Source organism: Comamonas sp. UBA7528 (genome assembly GCF_002479375.1).
Lineage (GTDB): Bacteria > Pseudomonadota > Gammaproteobacteria > Burkholderiales > Burkholderiaceae_C > Comamonas.
Genome location: NZ_DLMU01000002.1, coordinates 42546 through 64661 on the forward strand (window position 1 = coordinate 42546; position 22116 = coordinate 64661).

19 protein-coding genes and 1 other RNA gene are annotated in these 22116 nt (G+C 63.0%); 10 read left to right on the top strand and 10 right to left on the bottom strand.

What is annotated here, in order from left to right; translation table 11 throughout:
* Positions 1 to 64: 64 nt before the first annotated feature.
* Positions 65 to 1003 (bottom strand): Ppx/GppA family phosphatase, encoded by a 939-nt coding sequence (locus B3349_RS02050; protein ID WP_291586008.1) that lies wholly within the window; start codon positions 1001 to 1003, stop codon positions 65 to 67.
* Positions 1004 to 1270: 267 nt separating this feature from the next.
* On the opposite strand from B3349_RS02050, the gene ppk1 reads away from it, so the two are divergent.
* The gene (ppk1, locus tag B3349_RS02055; RefSeq protein WP_414646843.1) at positions 1271 to 3406 is read left to right on the top strand and encodes a polyphosphate kinase 1; all 2136 of its coding nucleotides are present in this window, start codon (positions 1271 to 1273) and stop codon (positions 3404 to 3406) included.
* A 231-nt stretch (positions 3407 to 3637) separates the two neighbouring features.
* On the opposite strand, the gene B3349_RS02060 is transcribed toward ppk1, so the two are convergent.
* Positions 3638 to 5113 carry a Ppx/GppA phosphatase family protein gene (locus B3349_RS02060; RefSeq protein ID WP_291586012.1) on the bottom strand — a complete coding sequence of 492 codons (1476 nt, stop codon included), beginning with the start codon at positions 5111 to 5113 and terminating at the stop codon, positions 3638 to 3640.
* A 280-nt stretch (positions 5114 to 5393) separates the two neighbouring features.
* On the opposite strand from B3349_RS02060, the gene pstS reads away from it, so the two are divergent.
* The 7 genes from pstS (at position 5394) to phoR (ending at position 12072) form a co-directional block, all read left to right on the top strand.
* Complete coding sequence (gene pstS / locus B3349_RS02065; RefSeq protein ID WP_066535857.1) at positions 5394 to 6434, top strand: phosphate ABC transporter substrate-binding protein PstS; 1041 nt, start codon at positions 5394 to 5396, stop codon at positions 6432 to 6434.
* A gap of 174 nt (positions 6435 to 6608) precedes the next feature.
* Positions 6609 to 7532: a phosphate ABC transporter permease PstC gene (gene pstC / locus B3349_RS02070; RefSeq protein ID WP_291586304.1), complete on the top strand. Its 924-nt coding sequence runs from the start codon at positions 6609 to 6611 to the stop codon at positions 7530 to 7532.
* Positions 7529 to 8413, top strand: coding sequence for a phosphate ABC transporter permease PstA (gene pstA / locus B3349_RS02075; protein ID WP_066535847.1), 885 nt, complete (start codon positions 7529 to 7531; stop codon positions 8411 to 8413). The genes pstC and pstA overlap by 4 nt, the downstream gene beginning before the upstream one ends.
* A gap of 18 nt (positions 8414 to 8431) precedes the next feature.
* On the top strand, positions 8432 to 9214 hold the full coding sequence (gene pstB, locus B3349_RS02080) for a phosphate ABC transporter ATP-binding protein PstB (RefSeq protein ID WP_291586015.1): 783 nt from the start codon (positions 8432 to 8434) through the stop codon (positions 9212 to 9214).
* 11 nt (positions 9215 to 9225) lie between these two features.
* Positions 9226 to 9927 carry a phosphate signaling complex protein PhoU gene (gene phoU, locus B3349_RS02085; protein WP_291586017.1) on the top strand — a complete coding sequence of 234 codons (702 nt, stop codon included), beginning with the start codon at positions 9226 to 9228 and terminating at the stop codon, positions 9925 to 9927.
* Between the two features lie 20 nt (positions 9928 to 9947).
* Complete coding sequence (phoB, locus tag B3349_RS02090; protein WP_291586019.1) at positions 9948 to 10652, top strand: phosphate regulon transcriptional regulator PhoB; 705 nt, start codon at positions 9948 to 9950, stop codon at positions 10650 to 10652.
* A 73-nt stretch (positions 10653 to 10725) separates the two neighbouring features.
* Positions 10726 to 12072 (top strand): phosphate regulon sensor histidine kinase PhoR, encoded by a 1347-nt coding sequence (phoR, locus tag B3349_RS02095; RefSeq protein WP_291586021.1) that lies wholly within the window; start codon positions 10726 to 10728, stop codon positions 12070 to 12072.
* A gap of 39 nt (positions 12073 to 12111) precedes the next feature.
* Here the strand turns inward: phoR and B3349_RS02100 are convergent, their stop codons facing one another.
* The 5 genes from B3349_RS02100 to trxA form a co-directional block, all read right to left on the bottom strand.
* A complete protein-coding gene (locus B3349_RS02100) occupies positions 12112 to 13488 on the bottom strand; it encodes an MATE family efflux transporter (protein ID WP_291586023.1) in 1377 nt (458 codons plus the stop codon).
* Between the two features lie 4 nt (positions 13489 to 13492).
* Positions 13493 to 15187 carry a glycosyltransferase family protein gene (locus B3349_RS02105; RefSeq protein ID WP_291586024.1) on the bottom strand — a complete coding sequence of 565 codons (1695 nt, stop codon included), beginning with the start codon at positions 15185 to 15187 and terminating at the stop codon, positions 13493 to 13495.
* A gap of 118 nt (positions 15188 to 15305) precedes the next feature.
* On the bottom strand, positions 15306 to 15551 hold the full coding sequence (locus B3349_RS02110) for a type B 50S ribosomal protein L31 (protein WP_291586026.1): 246 nt from the start codon (positions 15549 to 15551) through the stop codon (positions 15306 to 15308).
* 143 nt (positions 15552 to 15694) lie between these two features.
* Positions 15695 to 16957, bottom strand: a complete 1263-nt coding sequence (gene rho / locus B3349_RS02115; protein WP_066535811.1) for a transcription termination factor Rho — start codon at positions 16955 to 16957, stop codon at positions 15695 to 15697.
* A gap of 263 nt (positions 16958 to 17220) precedes the next feature.
* A complete protein-coding gene (gene trxA, locus B3349_RS02120) occupies positions 17221 to 17553 on the bottom strand; it encodes a thioredoxin TrxA (RefSeq protein ID WP_280012608.1) in 333 nt (110 codons plus the stop codon).
* A gap of 348 nt (positions 17554 to 17901) precedes the next feature.
* Here trxA and B3349_RS02125 point away from each other — a divergent pair, with 348 nt between their 5' ends.
* On the top strand, positions 17902 to 19269 hold the full coding sequence (locus tag B3349_RS02125) for a BaiN/RdsA family NAD(P)/FAD-dependent oxidoreductase (RefSeq protein WP_291586029.1): 1368 nt from the start codon (positions 17902 to 17904) through the stop codon (positions 19267 to 19269).
* Between the two features lie 74 nt (positions 19270 to 19343).
* On the opposite strand, the gene B3349_RS02130 is transcribed toward B3349_RS02125, so the two are convergent.
* Together B3349_RS02130 and dmeF are read right to left on the bottom strand one after the other, a co-directional pair.
* Positions 19344 to 19730 (bottom strand): hypothetical protein, encoded by a 387-nt coding sequence (locus B3349_RS02130; RefSeq protein WP_291586031.1) that lies wholly within the window; start codon positions 19728 to 19730, stop codon positions 19344 to 19346.
* 660 nt (positions 19731 to 20390) lie between these two features.
* Positions 20391 to 21338 (bottom strand): CDF family Co(II)/Ni(II) efflux transporter DmeF, encoded by a 948-nt coding sequence (gene dmeF, locus B3349_RS02135; protein ID WP_414646838.1) that lies wholly within the window; start codon positions 21336 to 21338, stop codon positions 20391 to 20393.
* A 46-nt stretch (positions 21339 to 21384) separates the two neighbouring features.
* On the opposite strand from dmeF, the gene B3349_RS02140 reads away from it, so the two are divergent.
* Positions 21385 to 21660: a metal/formaldehyde-sensitive transcriptional repressor gene (locus B3349_RS02140; protein WP_280012604.1), complete on the top strand. Its 276-nt coding sequence runs from the start codon at positions 21385 to 21387 to the stop codon at positions 21658 to 21660.
* 348 nt (positions 21661 to 22008) lie between these two features.
* Here the strand turns inward: B3349_RS02140 and ffs are convergent.
* Positions 22009 to 22104: signal recognition particle sRNA small type (gene ffs / locus B3349_RS02145), an RNA gene on the bottom strand.
* Positions 22105 to 22116 lie beyond the last annotated feature (12 nt).

Sequence of the window (22116 nt, forward strand, 5' to 3'; positions counted from 1 at the left end):
GGAGCCAATCTCATGCAGCAATCCGCTCGAGATTGACTGCACATGCGCGAAATCGGTGCATTCTTCAGCAATCCTGCCGGCCGGCTTGTGACAGGCTGACCAGCAGCCCGTGCCGCAGCGCGCCCTGGGCCATGCGCATCTGCTGCAGCCCCAGCAGCTCGAACACCGCACACATCACGCTGATGCCGCCGCCGATGACCGGCAGCAGCTCGGGGCGCAGCCCCTGCAGGGAAGTCAGGTGGCGTACATGGCCCCAGGCCTGCAGTTGGTCGCGCAGCGCCCACAGCGCATCGCGGCTGATGCTGCCCGGCGCATGGCCCTGGGACGTCAACACCTTGCTGATGGCGCCCGCCGTGCCCGAGGCGCCGTACACCTGGGCGTTGGGGGCAGTCGCCAACTGGTCGGCCAGGGAGAGCGCCGGGGCCAGCACGGACCGTGCCGCCTCGCGTGCCTGGCCGAAAGCGGCGGCAGACAGCGTGCCATCGGGGAAGAAGGCCTGCGCCCAGCCCACGCTGCCCAAGGGGTAGGAGCTGGCGTGTCGCAGCTCGCTGCCCTGGCCCCAGCCCAGCTCGGTGGAGCGGCCTCCTATGTCCACCACCAGCCGGGGGGAGTGGTCATCGGGCAGGAACAGGGCCACGCCCTGGTAGATCAGCTGCGCTTCCTGCTCGCCGGTGATGACTTCCACCGGGCATTGCACAATGGATGCGGTACGTTCCAGAAAGACTTGGCGGTTGGTGGCTTCGCGCAGGGTCTGGGTGGCCACCACCTTGCGCTGCGAGGGCGGCACATGGGCCATCAGCTGGGCGTAGCGTTGCAGACAGTCCCAGCCACGCTCCATGGCTTCGGGCTGCAGGCGGCCATCGGCATCCAGGGCGCCTCCCAGGCGGATGGTTTCCTTGCGGTGCAGCTGCAAGCGGATATGGCCACGTTCCATGCGCGCGGTCTCCAGCAGAATGCTGTTGGAGCCGATGTCGATTGCGGCCAGCGCGCTTCCCTCTTTCATGTGCATGTGTCCCCAAACCAAGCTGCGCAGATTACCACCGAAGCCTGTGCCAGCCCTGACAGAACGACCAAAGTCCCAGTGCCTGCAGCGGGCGGACGGCAGGGCGTCAGGGCCGCATGGCAGAGTGTGTCATGCCGTTGTCATGGGTTTGTCACATTGACCGCCAATACTGGACGCTTCACCACTCGGGTTTCTTGTATGCATGCCGCTTCCACCGCCTTCGATGACAACGCGATGACAGAGGACGCCGTTGTCAGCGAGGTCCCCATGCGCGGGAGTGCAGGCGTTGTGGCGCTGGAGCTGGGTGCAACGCCAACGCCCAGCACGCCCGTGGAAACGGCGGCCCTGTTGTCCGTTCCGGTGCCATCGGTGCTCCCGCTGCTGGACCGGGATCTGTGCATTCTGGCGTTCAACGAACGCGTGCTGGCCTGGGCCATGCGCGACGATGTGCCGCTGCTGGAACGGCTGCGGTTCCTGACCATCGTTTCCTCCAATCTGGATGAATTCTTTGAAGTGCGCGCTGCCCCGCAGGTCACGGCCATGCGTGCGGCCATCGAGCAGGGTGCAGCCATGCCGGCACCGCTGCAGGCCCTGGCCGACCATTCCCATGCCCTGGTGACGCAGCAGTACCGGATCTACAACGAAGAGATTGGCCCCGCCTTCGGGCGCGTCGGCATCCGCGTGGTGGCCAATCGTGACCGCACGGCGGCCCAGCGGGAATGGGTGCACAGCTATTTCGCCAAGGAAGTGCAGCCGCTGCTGGTGCCGGTTGGGCTGGATCCGGCCCATCCTTTTCCCAAGGTGGCCAACAAGACGCTGAACTTCATCGTGCGGCTGCAGGGCAATGATGCTTTTGGTCGCCACAACGATGTGGCCATTTTGCGCGTACCGCGTGCGCTGCCGCGCCTGGTGCCCATGCCGGCCAAGGTCACGGAAGGCAAGCGCCTGTTCGTCAGTCTGACCAGCATCGTGCGTGCCCATTTGAAAGACTTGTTTCCGGGCCGCAAGGTGCAGGAATTTTCGCAGTTCCGTGTTACGCGGCACTCCGACCTCTCGGTGGACGAGGAGGATGTGCCTGACCTGCGGACCGCGCTGCGCCAGGGGCTGCACCACCGGCATTACGGCATGGCCGTCCGGCTGGAGGTGGACTTTGGCTGCTCCGACACGCTGGCGCAGATGCTGCTCACCCAGTTCTCGCTGCCGCCGCAGGTGCTGTTCCGCGTCAAGGGGCCGGTGAATCTGGGGCGGCTGGCGCAACTGATCGAGCTGGTGGATGCGCCGCAACTGCTGTTCCCTGCCTGGCGCCCGGTCTGGCCGCGCCAGCTGGCGCAAGGCAGCTCCATCATGGCGCAGATGCGACAGCGCGATGTGCTGATGCACCAGCCTTTCGAGAGCTTTGATGGTGTGCTGGCGCTGCTGCGCGAGGCCGTGAACGATCCGCAGGTGCTGGTGATCAAGCAGACCATCTACCGCACCGGTGCCGATTCCGAGCTGATGCGACTGCTGACCGAAGCGGTGCGCCGTGGCAAGGAAGTCATGGCGGTGGTGGAGCTCAAGGCCCGCTTTGACGAGGAAGCCAACATCAACTGGGCCGAAGCGCTGGAGGATGTGGGGGCTCAGGTGGTGTATGGCGTGGTGGGGCTCAAGACCCATGCCAAGATGCTGCTGGTGACGCGGCGCGAAGGCAAGCGCCTGCGACGCTATGGCCATCTGTCCACCGGCAACTACAACATGCGCACGGCACGCCTGTATACCGATCTGGGCTATCTGACCTGCGACGCCAGCACCACGGCCGATATGGATGCCGTCTTCAGCCATCTGGCCAACCAGAACCACATGCCGCAGTTGCGGCGTCTGGTGATGGCGCCGTTTGCGCTGCATGACCACCTTGTGGCGCTGATGGGCAAGGCGGCCGACGCTGCACGCCAGGGCAAGCCCGCGCGCATCGTGGTGAAGATGAATGCGCTGACCGATGAGGCCCTGATCCGCGGTCTGGTGGCGGCCGGGCAGGCCGGGGTGCAGATCGATCTGATTGTGCGCGGGGCCTGCATGCTGCCGCCGCAGGTGGCCGGGCAAACCGACAACATCCGCGTGCGATCGGTGATTGGTCGCTTTCTGGAACACACCCGCGTTTTCTATTTTGCCTGGGGTGTGCACGAACAGGTTTACCTGTCCAGTGCCGACTGGATGAGCCGCAACATGCTGCGGCGTGTGGAACTGGCCTGGCCGGTGACGGATGCGGCGCTGCGCCAGCAGATCATCGACGAATGCCTGGTGGCCTATCTGCACGATGACCGGGATGCCTGGAGCCAGCAGCCCGATGGCTGCTATCTGCCACCCCCGCATCCTCAGACCGGTCTGTGCGCACAGCACGCATTGATGCAGCGCTACGCGGGCGCCTGACGCCGGCTGCGGCTGCAGGCGATCCTGCCCGTTCCCTGTGGCAGGGGCTGTGCACCCTGATGTCGATTGCGGGCCGGCCGCACGCCCGAGCGACCGTTGGGTGGCATTGTCGTGCGGCTGTGCGGCCTTGCTTAGGTGTTGCGCGGAAGGCCTTCCGTTGCCGGTGCGTGTGCAGCGCACGCCAGCAACTGTCTTGCAGCCATTGTCAGACGGGCTGTACGGCGCCCCCGCTCAGTTCAGCAGGAGTTGCAGTTTCCATGGTGTCCTGGACCAGGCGTCCACCTCTTCTGCCAGCAGATGGGCGGATTGGGGAAACTGCTGCGACCAGTGGGCCGGCGCACGCAAGGTGAAGCTGGCACCGCGGCGCAGCAGTTGCATGCCCTGCAATTGGGGAGGCTGGCGGGCGTGGCACAGGATCACGGCCAGGCGCAGGGCCAGCAGCTCCATGGCGCCAGGGGCCTGGCCGATGAAGTCTTCCACCTTCTTGAGCTTGCCGCGGTGGCCCAGCACCAGCAGGGCCAAGTGCAGCAACTCGTCCTCGGCAAAGCCTTTGGCGCCGCTGTACTGCAGGATGTAGGCGCTGTGGCGGTGGTAGTCGCTGCGGTTGATGCGCTGGCCCACCTCGTGCAGCAGGCCGGCCCATTCCAGCAGGTGGTGCTGCGGCTGGGTGCCTCCGGTCAGCTCGCGCCATAGGTGCTGGGCCGTATCGGCCACATGGCGACCATGGGCGGTGTCCACGGCAAAGCGGTTGGCCAAGGCCTGCACACTGGCAGTGCGCAGATCGCCCGTGGGGAGATCTGCATCGATCAGGTCATGCAGCACACCCTGGCGCAGTGCGCCCTGGGCAATCTGCATGGAGTCAATGCCCAGCAGGTGGAAAGCCGCACGCATGATGCTGATGCCTCCGGCCAGCATGGGGCGGCGGTCTTCGCGCATGCCTTCCAGCCGGATGCGGTCCACGGTCTGGGCGCGCAGAAGCTGCTGCAGCAGCCAGTCCAGGCCGTCACGGTCGATCACGCCCTGGCTGCGGCCGTTGGCAATCAGAACCTCGCCGACGGCATTGGCCGTGCCAGCCGAGGCATAGGCGCAATCCCAGCTGCCGGGACGGAAGGTGTCAAGCGCCTCGTCCAGCACGGCGCGGGCGGCCAGTTCCGCGTTGGCAAAGGCTTCTGCAGTCAGCACGCCCTGGGGAAAGTAACGCATGGACCAGGCCACGCTGCCAATGCGGTAGGACGCCAGGGCTTCGGCCTGCACGCCGTGGCCCAGCACGAATTCGGTGGAACGGCCGCCAATATCCATCACCAGGCGCCGTTCATCGCTCATCGGCAACTGGCTGACCACGCCGCGGTAGATCAGGCGTGCTTCGTCTTCGCCGCTGATGACATCGATGGGGAAGCCCAGCAGCTCGCTGCCGCGCTGCACAAAAGCCTCACGGTTGCGGGCTTCGCGCAGTGTCTGGGTGGCGACCGCGCGCACATGCTGGGGGTCGAAGCCGCGCAAGCGTTCACCAAACCGTGCCAGGCAGGCCCAGCCGCGCTCCATGGCTTCCGGTGTCAGGTTGCGCTCTTCATCCAGTCCATTGCCCTGGCGCACGGTTTCTTTGAGGTATTCGACCCGCTGGATCTGCAGGTGCTCATAGCTGCCAATTTCCAGCCGGAAACTGTTGGAGCCCAAGTCGATGGCGGCGAGTGTCGTGGCGTGTGGCATGAAGCGAAAAACAGGTACGGGCGAAAAGGGGACAAGCTTAGCAGCGTCGCTGACGCGGAGATGACATCCGCGCGAAAGCCTATGGTGCTTGCTTGACAGAAGTGCAGAGGGCGCACGCTACGCCGACTGTGTGACAGATTGGTGACGTGCTGTGGGGCGGTGCAGAACCCCTGTTGCGCCAGGGGTGTGAAGGCTTGTGACTTCTTTTTTATGTCACGACACTGTCACAAAGCCTTTTTACATTCACGTCTATCACTTTTTCATAACCGAGAGGTTCCTCATGAAGTTGTCTGTGTTGCGTGGTGTGGTGACGGGTGTGGTGGCTGTGGCCGGTGTGTCTGCTGTGTGGGCACAGCAAGAAGCCACGGGTGCTGGTGCCAGTTTCCCCGCACCTCTGTACTCCAAATGGGCTGCGGATTATCACAAGGCCACTGGCGTGAAGATCAACTACCAGTCCGTGGGCTCCAGTGCCGGCATCAAGCAGATCGAAGCCAAGACGGTGGACTTCGGTGCCTCGGACGAGCCGCTGAAGGACGACGAACTGGCCAAGAAGGGTCTGGTGCAGTTCCCCACCGTGATCGGCGGCATCGTGCCTGTGGTCAACATCAAGGGCATTGCTCCCGGCCAGCTCAAGCTGAGCGGCCAGGTGCTGGGTGACATCTATCTGGGCAAGATCACCAAGTGGAATGACGCTGCCATCGTGGCTCTGAATCCCGGTGTGGCACTGCCGGACGCCACCATCGCTCCGGTGCGCCGTGCCGACGGCTCGGGCACCACCTTCGGTTTCACCAACTACCTCTCCAAGGTGAACGCCGAGTGGAAGGAAAAAGTGGGTGAAGGCAAGGCCGTGAACTGGCCCACCGGTGCCGGCGGCAAGGGCAACGAAGGCGTGGCCGCCTTCGTGGGTCGCCTGCCCAACTCCATCGGTTACGTCGAGTACGCCTATGTCAAGCAAAACAAGCTGACCTTCACGCTGCTGCAAAACAGCAGCGGCGCTTTCGTGACGCCGGATGACGCCACGTTCAAGGCGGCGGCTGCCGGTGCCGACTGGTCCAAGAGCTTCTTCCAGATCCTGACCAACCAGCCTGGCAAGGACGCCTGGCCCATCACCAGTGCTACTTTCATCCTGATGCACGCCAAGCAGGAAAAGCCCGAGCAGGCGGCTGCTGCGCTGAAGTTCTTCCAGTGGGCCTACCAGTCGGGCGACCAAACGGCTGCCGGTCTGGACTATGTGCCCATGCCTGAACCCGTCAAGCAAGTGATCTACAAGTCCTGGGGCAACATCAAGAATGCTGCAGGCCAGACCATCGCTGTGAAGTAATCTTTCCTTCTTCTCCTGCCGCGGGTGCCTCTGGTGTCTGCGGCAGGCCAGCTTCTTCTCAAGGTGCCCGCTGTGTCACAAACGACTTCGGCCTCCGGTTTGACGAACGCGCAAGCGTCGGACCGCCGTGCCAGTACCCCGTCTCCCCGCCGTTCGCCCCTGATCACCGGGGTGATGGCGGATCGTCTGTTTGCGTTGCTGGCCAAGGCGGCCGCATGGGTGACCCTGGGTTTGCTGGCGGCCATTCTGGTGTCGCTGCTGTTTGGTGCCTGGCCGGCCATCAAGGAATACGGTCTGGGCTTTCTGGTCAACAGCGAGTGGGATCCCGTGCAGGACAAGTACGGCGGTCTGGTGATGATTTATGGCACCTTGATGACCTCGCTGATCGCGCTGGTGATCGCGGTGCCGGTGAGTTTCGGCATTGCACTGTTCCTGACCGAGCTGTCGCCCGCCTGGCTCAAGCGCCCGCTGGGCACGGCCATTGAATTGCTGGCTGCCGTGCCGTCCATCGTGTACGGCATGTGGGGCCTGATGGTGTTCGGCCCCGTGCTGGCCACCTATGTCCAGCAGCCGCTGCAGTCCCTGCTGGATGGTGTGCCCTATCTGGGCGCCCTGGTGTCGGGCCCGCCCGTGGGCATCGGCATACTGTCGGCGGGCATCATCCTGGCCATCATGATCATTCCGTTCATCGCCTCGGTGATGCGCGATGTGTTTGAAGTCACCCCCGCATTGCTCAAGGAGTCGGCCTACGGTCTGGGCTCCACCACCTGGGAAGTGGTGTGGAAAGTGGTGCTGCCCTATACCAAGGCCGGTGTGCTGGGCGGTGTCATGCTGGGCCTGGGGCGTGCGCTGGGTGAGACCATGGCCGTGACCTTCGTGATCGGCAATATGAACCAGCTGAACTCGCTGTCGGTGTTCGAGGCCGCCAACAGCATCACTTCGGCCCTGGCCAACGAGTTTGCCGAAGCCGGTGAAGGTCTGCACCAGGCATCGCTGATCTATCTGGGGCTGGTGCTGTTCTTCATCACCTTTGTCGTGCTGTCGCTGTCCAAGATGCTGCTCAACCGCCTGAAGAAGAATGAAGGAGCACGAGCATGAGCACCACCAGCCAACGCATGCTGCAAGATGCCGACCTGGCCGCACGCCGCCAGGCCAAATATGCCAAGCGCAAGCGCCTGAACCGCATTGCCTTGACCCTGTCGCTGGCCGCCATGGCCTTTGGCGTGTTCTGGCTGATCTGGATCCTGTGGGAAACCGTCAGCCTGGGGCTGGGCGGCCTGAATGCGGCGCTGTTCACCGACATGACGCCGCCGCCGAATGAAGAGGGCGGGCTGGCAAATGCCATCTTCGGTTCTCTGACCATGGTGCTGATGGCCACGCTGGTGGGCACTCCCATCGGTGTGATGGCCGGTGTGTACCTGGCCGAGTACGACCCGCGCAGCTGGCTGGCCAGCACCACGCGGTTTGTGAACGACATCCTGCTGTCAGCCCCTTCCATCGTGATCGGTCTGTTTGTCTATGCCGTGGTGGTGGCGCGCTTCAAGAGCTTTTCGGGTTACGCCGGCATCGTGGCGCTGGCGCTGCTGGTGATCCCGGTGGTGATCCGCACCACCGAGAACATGCTCACCCTGGTGCCGTCCAACCTGCGGGAGGCCGCCTATGCGCTGGGCACGCCCAAGTGGAAGGTCATCAGTCGCATCACCCTGCGTGCGGCCCGTGCCGGCGTGATCACCGGGGTGCTGCTGGCCGTGGCCCGCATTGCCGGGGAAACGGCACCGCTGCTGTTCACGGCGCTGAACAACCAGTTCTGGAATGCCGACTTGTCCAAGCCCATGGCCAGCCTGCCGGTGACCATCTTCAAGTTTGCGATGAGCCCGTACGAAAACTGGCAGCAACTGGCATGGGCGGGCGTGTTCCTGATCACCATGGCCGTGCTGGCACTGAATATCCTGGCGCGTGTGTTGACCCGCCAAAAGTAATAGCAAGGAAACCTGCAGATGACTGCGACTACCCTGAATCCGGTGAACACCGCCAAGCTGTCGGTGCGTGATCTGAACTTCTACTATGGCAAGTTCCACGCCCTCAAGAACATCAACCTCGAGATCCCCGAAAAAAAGGTCACCGCCTTCATCGGGCCCTCGGGCTGTGGCAAGTCCACCTTGCTGCGCACCTTCAACCGCATGTACGAGCTCTATCCCGAGCAGCGTGCGGAAGGCCAGATCATGCTGGACGGCGAGAATCTTCTGACCAGCAAGCAGGACGTGGCGCTGATCCGTGCCAAGGTGGGCATGGTGTTCCAGAAGCCCACGCCGTTCCCGATGTCCATCTACGACAATATCGCCTTTGGCGTGAAGCTGTTTGAAGACCTGAGCGCTGCCGACATGGACGACCGTGTGGAATGGGCGCTGCGCAAGGCGGCGCTGTGGACGGAAGTGAAAGACAAGCTGCAGCAAAGCGGTTCCGGCCTGTCCGGTGGCCAGCAGCAGCGGCTGTGCATTGCGCGCGGCATCGCCATCAAGCCGGAAGTGCTGTTGCTCGACGAGCCCTGCTCGGCCCTGGACCCGATTTCCACTTCCAAGGTGGAAGAGCTGATTGCGGAACTCAAGAGCGACTACACCGTGGTGATCGTGACCCACAACATGCAGCAGGCTGCACGTTGCAGCGACTACACGGCCTATATGTACCTGGGCGATCTGATGGAGTTCGGCGAAACGGAACAGATGTTCTTCAAGCCCCAGCGCAAAGAAACCGAAGACTATATTACCGGCCGCTTCGGCTGAGGAGCAACTACATGCCAGACAAGCATCTTTCCTCGCAGTTTGACTCAGAACTCAACCGCGTCTCGGCCCGTGTCATGGAGCTGGGCGGTCTGGTGGAGCAACAGATCCACCAGGCAGTCCATGCCCTCACGCAGTTCAGTACCGATTCGATCGCACAGATCAACGCCAATGAAACGCGTGTGAATGCGATGGAAGTCGAGATCGACTACGAACTCTCCTCCATCATCGGTCGACGCCAGCCCACGGCCCGCGATCTGCGCATGCTGATGGCCTTTTCCAAGGTCACCGCCAATCTGGAACGCATGGGTGATGAAGCCCACAAGATTGCCCGCATGGTGCAGTCCATCATCGAGAGCGGTGCCGCGCGATCGCTGCCCGCCGGTGAGCTGCGCGTCGCGGCCGAGATGGCGTCGAGCATGCTGCGCAAGGCGCTGGATGCGCTGGCGCGGCTGGACACCAAGTCGGCGGTGGTCATCCTCAAGGAGGACGACCTGATTGACCATGAGTTCGATGGTTTTGTGCGCAAGCTCATCACCTACATGATGGAAGATCCGCGCAAGATTTCCCCCAGCCTGGACCTGCTGTTCGTGGCCAAGGCCATCGAGCGCATCGGTGACCACTCCAAGAACGTGGCCGAGCAAATCATCTACCTGGTCGAAGGCAAGGACATCCGCCATGAAACCATGGATGTCATCGAATCGACGGTGAAGTAATCGAGGACGGTGTTTCGGGTATGAAGAAGAACCCCCAAATCCTGATCGTGGAGGACGAGCCGGCGATTGCGGAGCTGATCGCCGTCAACCTGCGCCACAACGGTTTCCAGCCGGTGTGGGCCGAGGACGGTGCCAGTGCCCAGCGCGAGCTGGATGCCGTGCTGCCCGACGCGATCTTGCTGGACTGGATGCTGCCCGGGGCCAGTGGTCTGGCCCTGGCGCGCAAGTGGCGTACGGATCCGCGTACCAAGCAGATACCCATTCTGATGCTGACGGCGCGTGGTGACGAGCCGGACAAGGTGTCGGGTCTGGATGCCGGTGCCGATGACTACATCACCAAACCCTTTTCCACGCAGGAGTTGCTGGCGCGCATCCGTGCCGTGCTGCGCCGCCGGGCCCCGGAGCAGGTGGCCACACGCGTGACCATGGGCACCCTGGAGCTGGATGCGTCGACCCACCGCGTGTCGTATGCGGGCGAAGCGCTGAAGCTGGGCCCCACAGAGTTCAAGCTGCTGAACTATCTGCTGAACCATCCGGAGCGTGTGCACAGCCGCGCACAGCTGCTGGACAAGGTCTGGGGTGACCATGTCTTCATCGAGGAGCGTACGGTGGACGTGCACGTCAAGCGCCTGCGCGAAGCGCTGGGCGAAGCGGGCGGCATGGTGCAGACCGTGCGGGGTGTGGGCTATCGCCTGAGCGCACCACAATCCGCGGCAGGTGCCTGATACGACAATGCACAACAAGCCTGGTGGCTGAGCCGCCGCCGGGCATGCACAACACACAGAAAAGAGTGCAGACATGACGTGGCGTGGATTGGCCCTGGCTTTGCTGCAAGCAGCGTTGATGGGCCTGGGGTGGTGGCTGGGGCAAGCCTGGGGCGTGGCCGCTGGCGCGCTGCTGGCCACCTGGCTGTGGATGGCCTGGGACATGTGGCATGCGCGCAAGCTGCTGGTATGGCTGCGGTCGACCGAGCTGCAGCAGGCGCCCACCATGTCCGGGCTATGGGGAGAGCTGTCCACCCGCATGCGCCGCTGGCTGCGTCTGGGTACCCAGCAGGTGCAGCAAAGCGAGCAGCGTCTGCAGGACATCTTTGCGGCCTTGCAGGCCAGCCCCAATGGCCTGATCTTGCTGGATGCCACCGGCCACATTGAATGGTGCAACCAGATGGCGGAGCAGCAGTTCGGTCTGGATGCGCAGCGCGACATGCTGCAGTCCATGGGCAATCTGGTGCGTGATCCGGCTTTCAGTGCCTATTGGGCGCGGCATGACTTTGCGCAGCCGGTGCTGCTGCAGGGGCGTGACAGCACCGCAGCGCGGCCGGTGCGCCTGTCGGTGCAGCTGTATGCCTATGGCGATGGGCGGCACCTGCTGCTCTCGCGCGACATCACCTCGCTGGAACAGGCCGAAGCCATGCGCCGTGACTTCGTGGCCAATGTGTCGCATGAAATCCGCACGCCGTTGACGGTGTTGGTGGGGTTTGTGGAAACGCTGCAGACTCTGCCGCTGGAAGAAGACGAGCGCAAGCGTTTTCTGGGCCTGATGGCGCAGCAGGCGACGCGCATGCAAAGCCTGGTGCAGGACCTGCTGACCCTGTCGCGGCTGGAAGGCAGTCCGCTGCCCGCGCGCGGGGAATGGACGCCGCTGGCGCCGTTGCTGCGCCAATGCGAGGACGAGGCCCGCGCCCTGTCCGACATGGTGACCCGCAAAAGCGGGCAACCCCATGCACTGGAGTTTCCCCCTGCATCGGCCGTGCAGATCGACGTGGCGGGCATTCCCGCCGAATTGCAAAGTGCGTTCTCCAACCTGATCAGCAATGCCATCCGCTACACACCGGCGGGAGGCCAGATTGTCGTGACATGGACTTCCCATGCCGATGGCAGTGCCACGTTTGCGGTGCAGGATAGCGGCCGGGGTATCGACCCAGAGCATGTGGGGCGCCTGACGGAGCGCTTCTACCGCATTGACCGCAGCCGTTCGCGCGAGACGGGGGGGACGGGCTTGGGTCTGGCCATCGTCAAGCATGTGCTGCAGCGCCATGGCGCACAGTTGCACATCAGCAGTGCCTTGGGCAAGGGCTCGACTTTTTCTGCCACGTTCCCGGCCCAGCGCCTGCGTGCGCACGCGATCGGTTTTGCCGGCAACTGAAAGCTGTCTGTGTGGCCGTCCGATGAAGCCGGTGCGGCCTCATCCGGGGTGAATGGCGGAGTTCGGGTTGCGGCGAGACTGCGGCAAGAGCCGTAGGTGGCGCTGCAGCATGGCGACAAAGACCAGGGCCGTCACGGCCAGCGCCAGCACGCTGGAAGCCCAGAAAGGGGTCGGGGTTCCCTGCCATGCCGGTGGCCACCCCCACAGGTAGGCCAGGGCGTAGCCGCCGCCCAGGCCCACGCCCCACAGCATGGTGCTGTAGGTGACCAGCGGCGCCAGGGTGATGCGCAGGGCACGCAATACAAAGATGCAATAGCACTGGATGCTGTCGGCCAGGTGGTAGGCGGCAATCCAGCCCAGCAGGCTGGCGGTCAGGGCGGCCACGGCCGTATCCTGGGTGTAGAGCGCCGCAATCGGGCTGCGCAGCAGCCACACCGTCAGTGCCAGCACGGCACCCAGGCCGGCGGCCAGGCGCAGGCCCTGCCGCGCCATCTGCGCCGCCTGGGCCGCATGCCCGGCCCCCAGCCAGTAGCTGACCCGGGCGCTGGTGGCAATGGCCAAAGACAGGGGCACCATATAGCACAGCGCGGCCAAATTGGCTGCGATCTGGTGGCTGGCCGAGGACAGGCTGCCTTGGCGGGCGATGAACAAGGCCATCAGCGTGAAGGAGGTCACCTCCACCGAGATGGACAGGCCAGCCGGTATGCCCAGCCGTGCAAACTGGCCCAGTTGTTGCCGGTTTGGCCGTTCCATGGGGCACCACAGTTGCAGCGGGGCATACAGCGACTGCCGGCGCAGCAGTGCAATGGCCAGCAGCACGGTGGCGTACTGCACCAGCAGCGTGGCCCAGGCACAGCCTGCAGCGCCCATGGCGGGCAGGCCCAGGCCGCCAAAGGTGAACCAGATGGACAACAGCACCTTGGGCAGCAGCGACAGTAGCTGCAGCCAGGTCACCAGTTGCGGATGCCCCAGCGCCTGGTTGAGGGTGGTGAACAGCCGGAAGAACAGGGCGGCTGGCAATGCCATGGCCACAATGCGCAGATAGCTGCGCACTTCGGGCTGCAATGCCGGCGGCACTTTGGCCCAGTCCAGCAACAGACCCGGGGCCAGCAGCGTGGCCATGCCGACGGCGGTCACCAGCAGGTAGAGGTACAGCGACTGGCGAAAGGACTGGCCAATCAGCATGGGCTGCCGGCGGCCATGCTGCTCGGCCCAGATGGGGAGCAGCGCCTGGAGGATACCCATCAGCGAGATGTACACGCTGACAAAGATGGCGCTGGCCACGGACAGGGCGGCCAGTGCGTCGGAGGCATAACGGCCCGCCACCACGGTGTCCGTGACGCCGAAGGCCATCACGGCCAATTGTCCTGCCAGCACCGTGCCGGCATGCCGTGCCACAGTGCGTATTTCGCTCATGGGCTCAGCGGCGCTGCAGGATCAGCAGGCGGTCTTTTCTGTCTGTGGGACGGGCGGCGATCGCATGCTGCTTCCATTGGGCGGTGGCGGCGGGCGACAGCGTGGCCCAGTAGGCGGGTTCGGTGATCGTCCATTCGCATTGCCGGGCGCGGTCCACCCGGAACAGCTGCAGCTGCCACGGGGTGTAGTACAGCAAGGCGGCGACTTCCGCACGGCCCAGGCCGGCCACGTTCACGCAGGCTGAGTCATCCGCAGGAATCGCTGCCAGCACCTGGCGCATGTGGGGTGCATCGCTGCGCCCATAGTCCAGCGCAGGCAACCACAGTGTCATCAACAGCACCCAGCCCAGCGTGGCACCGCCTGCCGGCAGTACCAGGCTCTTCCAGATGGCCGCGCGGTGGCGGCGCGTGCGCCAGGCCACCAGCAGCAGCCATGCGATCGTGGCTGCCAGAGCGACGGCAAAGGGAAACCAGGAGAACGTGGGCGTGAAGCCGGGAGCCAGCCTGGCCACATTGGCTGCGGGCTTGGCCGGAAAGCCGGTCTGCATGGAGATCCAGATCACCCAGATGGCAATGCCGGAGATGGTGAAGAAGATCAGGGTGAACCAGTCAATCAGCGCACCCAGGCTGCGGCGGAGTGTGGGCAGTGCAAAGGCGGCCAGCATCGAAATGGCCGGCAGGCCCAGCAGCAGTGCACGGTCGGCGGGCTGGGTGGTCAGGGTGGCGCCCACTGCCAGAACCCACAGCCACAGAGGCAGGGTCAGGTGGGTGTGGCGAGCAGGCTCCGCCAGCTGATGGCGCCAGCGCCACAGGGTCCACAGCGCCAGGGGCCAGGCGGGCCAGCTGAACCAGGTCAGCAACCGGCCCAGGCTTTGCCATTCCTTGCCTTCCACCCAGGGGTTGATCAGGCGCCACTCCCACAGGCCCAGTTTCCAGGCGATGAAGGAGGTGAACGCCACGGCACACAGCCACCAGATCGCCCAGGTGCCCTGACGCTGCAGTTCGGTACCACGGGTGTGCCAAGTCAACAGCGCAATGCCCAGGCCCAGGATGGACGCTAGCGACGGAGCACCGCTGAGGGCCAGACCCAGCAGGCCGATGCCCGTCAACGCTGCCGCCAGCCGGGGGTGGTAGGCCATGGCCGCTGCGGCCAGCAAGGTGATGGTACCGAATGCCAGCTGGGCCAGATAGCTGCTGGTTTCGTGCGAAAACTGGGCCAGGCCCAGGCAGGCCATCAGGGCCAGCAGGCCGCCGTCGGCAATGGCGCGGGCATAGTCCTGCGGGCGCGCCTCGCCGCCGAAGGCGAACGCCACGGGCTGTGCTCCCGGGGTGCGTGCCAGGTAGTACACCGCCCACCACATGGACATGAAGGTCAGCACCAGCAGCCCGATGAAGGGCAGGCGCACCACCCATTCCGGGCTCCAGCTGGAGGGAAAGATCTGCAATGCCCAGGCGCCGAGCCAATAGGGCAGCAGCCCTTCTGTCGACGGGGAGAGTCCCAGCATCGAAGGGCGCAGCCAGCTGGTATCCCCGGCCGCCAGGGCGCGCATATAGCCGAACGATGCGATGTCCGTCTCCCGCCAGGGCGAACGGCCGATAAAGCCTGGAAAGACATAGGCGGCGCACAGCAGCCACAAGGCCCAACGGGGCAATGTGCGCACGGCGTTCTGGGCAACGATGGCGGGACTGGGCGGATTCATGGGCGAAAAACGGGCATCAGGCACAGCAGCCTGTCAGGTACCACGCAGCATACGGGGTGCGGAAAATAAAAAGGCAGCACGGTCGCCCGGGCTGCCTTTTTGGCGAAAGAAGCAGAGATTACTTCTTGCCGAAGCGGTTGCGGAACTTTTCCACGCGGCCACCCATGTTGTCCACCGACTTTTGGGTGCCGGTGTAGAAGGGGTGCGATTCGGAGGAGGTATCCAGCTTGAACAGGGGATATTCCTTGCCTTCGAAGGTTTCGGTTTCCTTGGTGGGCACGCACGAACGTGTCACAAACTTGAAGCCGTTGGACAGGTCCGCAAACAGAACTTCGCGGTAGTTGGGGTGAATGCCTTCTTTCATGATCTTCCTTTGGTCAAGTGCGGTAGCCGTGCCTAACCCGCTACAACCCTTGTAGCAGTCAATGCATTAAGCGTACTTTCCGCAATAGAAAAAGCCCCTGATTATACATCGAGGGGCTTTGTTGGTGCGCGGGAGGCAGTGATTTAGCCGCCGCGGCGCATCATGTCGAAGAAGTCCACGTTGGTCTTGGTGGCCTTCATGTTCTTGATCATCAGCTCCATGGACTCGATCTCGTCCATGTTGTACATGAACTGGCGCAGGATGCGGGTCTTTTGCAGGATCTCGGGCGGCAGCAGCAGCTCTTCGCGGCGTGTGCCGCTCTTGTTGAGCTCGATGGCCGGGAACACGCGCTTTTCATACAGGCGGCGGTTCAGGTGCAGTTCGCTGTTGCCCGTGCCCTTGAATTCTTCAAAGATCACTTCGTCCATGCGGCTGCCGGTGTCCACCAGGGCGGTGGCGATGATGGTCAGCGAGCCGCCTTCTTCCACCTTGCGGGCAGCGCCGAAGAAGCGCTTGGGGCGTTGCAGGGCGTTGGAGTCCACGCCGCCGGACAGCACCTTGCCGGAGCTGGGCACCACATTGTTGTAGGCGCGGGCCAGACGGGTGATGGAGTCCAGCAGGATGACCACGTCCTTGCCCAGTTCCACAAGGCGCTTGGCGCGTTCAATCACCATTTCGGCCACGTGCACGTGGCGGGTGGCAGGTTCGTCGAAGGTGGAGGCAATGATTTCGCCCTTCACCGAGCGCTGCATTTCCGTCACTTCTTCCGGACGTTCGTCCACCAGCAGCACCATCATGTGCACATCGGGGTGGTTGGCGGTGATGGCGTGGGCAATGCTCTGCATCATCATGGTCTTGCCGCTCTTGGGCGGTGCCACGATCAGTGCGCGTTGGCCGCGGCCGATCGGGGCGATGATGTCGATGATGCGGCCGGTGATGTTCTCTTCACCCTTGATGTCGCGTTCCAGGCGCATCTGTTCCTTGGGGAACAGGGGGGTCAGATTCTCGAACATCACTTTGTGCTTGTTCGATTCGGGCGAATTGCCGTTGACCTTGTCCAGCTTGGTCAGGGCAAAGTAGCGCTCGCCATCCTTGGGGATGCGCACTTCACCTTCGATCATGTCGCCGGTGTGCAGATTGAAGCGGCGCACCTGGCTGGGGGAGATGTAGATGTCGTCCGTGCTGGCGGTGTAACTGGTGTCGGGGCTGCGCAGGAAACCGAAGCCATCGGGCAGGATTTCCAGCACGCCATCGGCAAACACCTGTTCGCCGGCCTTGGCGCGCTTCTTGATGATGGCAAACATCAGCTCTTGCTTGCGCATACGACCGACGTTTTCGATCTCAAGCGCTTCGGCCTGCTTCAACACTTCGGACACGTGCAGTGCCTTGAGTTCGTTAAGGTGCATGGAGTTGCTCCTGGGCGGAGTCTTTAAGAAATCAGGGGGGGGCGAAGGGCCGAGGGAGACCATTGATTGCGTGGTCTGCTGGCGCTGCCGGAAGAGATCAGGACCCGCAAGCCGATGCTGCATTGCGAAGTCTGTGTTGATTATGACAGGAAATGCCGGGCGTTCGCTAGTTTTGCGGGAAACAGGCCGGATCCTGGAGGAATGGGGCGTTGTAGAAACACATTGCCCGGGTCAAGCACTGGCCCGGGCAATGTGGAGAGCGATCAGGCCAGGTTCTGGTCGATGAAGGCCGTCAGCTGGGCCTTGGCCAGGGCGCCGACCTTGGTGGCGGCCAGTTCGCCGTCCTTGAACAGCATCAGCGTGGGGATGCCGCGGATGCCGAACTTGGCGGGGATCTCGCGGTTTTCGTCCACGTTCATCTTGGCGATGGTCAGCTTGCCTTGGTAGGCCGTGGCCACGTCGTCCAGGATGGGGGCAATCATCTTGCAGGGGCCGCACCATTCGGCCCAGTAATCCACCAGCACAGGCGTGCCAGATTGCAGCACGTCGGCTTCAAAGCTTGCATCAGAAATGTGTTTGATCAGGTCGCTGGCCATGGGGTTCCTTGTTGGTTGCTTGCTTATTGCAGAACGGAATCAGAAATGCGGTTTGGCAATATGCCAAGAATTGGGGTTATTGTCGCAGAAAGCAATCTCCAGACTTAGGGTGTGGGCAGGGTCGGAGGTGCTATGGCGCTGATAGCATTCGGTGATCGCATGCTGCAATCAGCCTGCCGAATCTTGAAGCCCGTCGTCCCCGCTGGCCGACCGCAGGGCGCGGGAAGTCCTTGCCGCTGCAGCCATGTGGCTTCAGCACCACAATCGCGCCCTGCTTGTGCCGTGTACCTGCGTCCCCCAGCCGCCAGGATGGGGGGCCACGCTGTCTGTACCTTACGAATACGTTTTATGACTCTCTCCGCTTCTTCGCAGGACGCCCTGCATGCTGGCCCTGCCGCCCTGGATTGTGAAATCGCCATCATCGGCGCCGGCCCGGCGGGTCTGATGGCGGCGGAGCGTCTGTCGGCGCAGGGGCATGCGGTGTGTGTCTTTGACGCCAAGGCCTCCGTGGGGCGCAAGTTTCTGCTGGCGGGCAAGGGCGGAATGAATCTGACCCACTCCGAACCCTTGGAGGCCTTTGTGGGACGGTATGGTGACAGTGCCGCGCATCTGCGCCCCCTGCTGGAGACGTTCGGTCCGCAGCAGGTGTGCGAATGGGTGCAGGGCTTGGGTTTGCAAACCTTTGTCGGCTCGTCCGGGCGGGTGTTTCCCACCGATATGAAGGCGGCCCCCTTGCTGCGCGCGTGGATGACCCGTTTGCGCCAGCAGGGCGTGCGTTTTTTCATGCGCCACCGCTGGACCGGGTGGGCGACCGATGGCAGCCTGCAACTGCAGGCCGAGTCGGGCCGTGTCGCCGTGCGTGCACGGGCTGTCTTGCTGGCGCTGGGCGGCGGCAGCTGGGCGCGCCTGGGGTCAGATGGGGCCTGGGTGCCCTGGTTGGCGGAGCGCCAGATTGCCGTGGCGTCTCTGCAGCCCAGCAACTGCGGCTTCGATGTGGGGCAGGCGCCGTCGGCGGAAGGTGAAACACGCCGTGCCTTTTTGCAGGGCCTGGCGGGCCAGCCGGCGGACCAGGGTGGTTGGACACCCTGGTTCAAGGAGCGGTTTGCCGGTCAGCCCTTCAAGTCGGTGGCCATCCGGTTCGCAGGTAGTGACGGCAAGGTGTTTGACCGCCGTGGTGAATTCGTGGCCACGGAAACCGGGGTCGAGGGAAGCCTGGTCTACGCCGTGTCCAGCCTGCTGCGGGATGAGATCCAGCGTACGGGAAGTGCGGTGTTTCATCTGGATCTGCTGCCGGCCTGGAGCGATGCGAAAGTGCTGGGCGAAGTGCGCCACCCGCGCGGCTCCCGCAGCCTGTCCAGCCATTTGAAGGGGCGCCTGGGGCTGGACGGCATCAAGGCCGGCATTCTGCGCGAGGTGTTGAGCAAAGCGGAGATGGAAGATCCGGTGCGTCTGGCGGCGGCCATCAAGGCGTTGCCCATTACGGTGGTCGCACCGCGACCGATCGACGAAGTCATCAGCACGGCGGGAGGCGTGCGCTGGGAAGCGGTGGATGCGGACCTGATGAGCCGCGAGCAACCGGGCTTGTTCTTTGCTGGAGAGATGCTGGACTGGGAAGCGCCGACAGGGGGGTATCTGCTGACGGCCTGCATGGCCACAGGGGTGCAGGCCGCCCGGGGTATGGACCGGTTCCTGGCTTCCGGAGCCGCCGCAGCATAAGGCTGCGTCTCCAGGGGCGGCCGCGCGCAGTCTGTCGCCGCCCCTTTATGGGCGGGTTTCGCTGAGGCGGTGTCTCAGATCTCGGCCGCGTCTTCGGAGTTGCCTACGGCGTCAAAAAAGGTCTGCTGCCAAGCCATGCGGGCGCCGCGCAGACCCTCTATCAGTGCCTTCTGGTCGTTGATGACCTGGTTGCGCAGGGTGCTGAGACCTTGCACGCTGTTCTGAAATTGGCGGGTGCCAATTTCAAACTGGCTCAGTCCGCTGCTGGGCCAGTTGCCCAGGGCCTGCATGCGTTCCCACCATATCTCGGCCTGGGCCGCAGCGAGGTGGCTGCAGGTTTCGTTGAAATCCATGCAGCGCTTGGCGCCATCATTGGTCAAATGTGTCAGTGACTTTTGATATTCCATATTGGCTTTGAATACTGCCAAAGGGATTTGCGGGATTTCGGTTATTTGTGCCATGACCAACTCCTTTTATCGGTTATGGATATGGGTGTCCAGAAATTGGGATATCCATTGCCCAATGCCTGAATTGTCGGATCTTGTGGTTATCTGTATGTGATCATGCTAACGCGAAACTTGAAAAAATGGGGTGCCGGCACATAGAGTTACATCCAGATAAGGGTTCTGGGCGCCCAGGCGGACACGCCATCAACGTTTGTTGCTGCGGTCTGTATTGCTTTTAATTGAATAGCGCTGCCGATTTTTTCAGCGCCCGATTGTTGATGCAGGTCATGAAATCGAGTGTTGCAACTGGTGTGCGCACAGGTGCAAGGTGGGTATGTAGGTCGCCGGGGGGGGGGCGCATTGCCTGCCCTCCCATGTGCGGGCATGCCTTGGAAAATAATAAAGAGCATAGTATTTTTTATTATGAGATTACTGTAAATTATTGATAGCATTCAATATGCGCTACCTGTGAAGAAGGTCTGGCATGTTGAATGTGAATTATTTGGTGCGAGTGGATTGGGGAATATTTGGCGGGTATAGAGGTGTAGCCTGGAGAAATCTTGGCAGATGATTATTCAGGCCTCGTGCGCTCTGGTGCGGTCTTGTTGTGCTGCAGACAGCTTCGCATTCGTCTCCGCGACAAGCATGTGATTTACCGGGTCGTGCCGGCAGTCCTTAACGGCAGTGGTTGACCTCGATGGAAACATGCACCAGTTCCTCGTGAATCTGGAGCAACTGGCGGATGTAGTCGGGAGTGACTTCCGGCCCTCCCACCACCGCCACGATGCAGGCGTATTTGTCTTTGCCTACGCGCCAGACATGCAGGTCGGTGATGGAGGTGGGGAGGGGACCTTGGGCAATCGCATCGCGCACCTCCTGGGTGATGGGGGCATCCATTTCGGCATCCAGCAGCACCCGGCTGCTGTCGCGCAACAGGCCCAGAGCCCATGCGGCCACCAGCACGGCACCGATGAGGCCCATGGCCGGGTCCAGCCAGGCAAAGCCCCACAGCATGCCGCCAAGCAAAGCCACGATGGCCATCACCGACGTGGCGGCATCGGCAACCACATGCAGATACGCCGAGCGCAGATTGAGGTCGCCATGTTCTGCATGGGCGTGGTGTTCATGCCCATGGTGAGGGTGGTGCTGGCCTCCCGTGAGCAGCCAGGCGCACAGCAGATTCACGACCAGCCCCAATGCCGCGACACCGATGGCCTGTTCATAGTGGATGGAGGAAGGGGACAGCAGTCGTTCCGCGGACTGGATGGCCATCAGCGCCGCGACCAGCAGCAGCAGGATGGCACTGGTGTATCCCGCCAGAATTTCAATTTTCCAGGTGCCGAAGGCAAAGCGGTGATCGCCGGCCAGACGCCGGGCAGCGGCATACGCTCCCACGGAAAGACCGAGCGCCAGGGTGTGGGAGCTCATGTGCCAGCCATCGGCCAGCAAGGCCATGGAGTTGAAGTAATAGCCCCCGGCAATCTCCAGGACCATCATGGCCAAGGTCAGCAGCATTGCCAGCTTGGCTTTCTTTTCCGCCAAGGGGTTGCCTGCATCAAAGACGTGGGAGTGTGTGCGGGCAGCCGGCGTGGCTGCGTGGGGGAGCATGGATGCGGCGTTCATTAATATACTGTACCCCAGTATATTGCTGGCGTTAAAATTGCCACTTATGTCGCATACAGTTCTCAACAAAAAACCGCTGCTGGCACGGATTCGGCGTATCAAGGGCCAGACCGAGGCCTTGGAGCGCGCGCTGGAAAGCTCGGCCGAGTGCGCGGTCATCCTCCAGCAGCTGGCTGCCGTGCGCGGTGCCGTGAACGGACTGATGCTGGAGGTGCTGGAGGGGCATGTGCGCGAACACCTGGGTGATGCCGATGCCCCCGCAGAGCAGCGGGCCAAGGATCTGGACCTGGTGGTGTCGGTGATGCGCTCCTATGTGAAGTGATACCCCGGTGGGGTATCGGTAGCCGACGGTGCGTGGCTGGACAGTGCGGTACGCAGGGGGGGGCGGGGTGACCGGAGCCTGCGCCCCTGCCGCTGTCATCAAATCTTGGACTTCAAACAGGCAGGAGCCGCTTCGGATGCGGCATCGCCTTCATCAGATCCCCGGCCTGGGCAATAAGGCGTTCGATCGTGGTGGCGCAGTCCTTCGGATGTTAACGGGGGCTGCGGCCATGGGCGCGACAAAGCACTTGCCGGTTGGACCGGTGTGTCACACTCAGTTTTTGCGTAGAGTTTGGATAGCCTTTGGTGGAAGACTGCCTCTTGTCTGCAAAGAGGATTTCCAGCTAAAGGTGACGAGCCTGATCTCGGCACTGGTTTCACAGTTAGGGCTGCTTGGTTCCCCACCTGACCCGGTTGGCTGCTTCCCCATGCGAGGAGGCCCGTCACTTCGCATTGT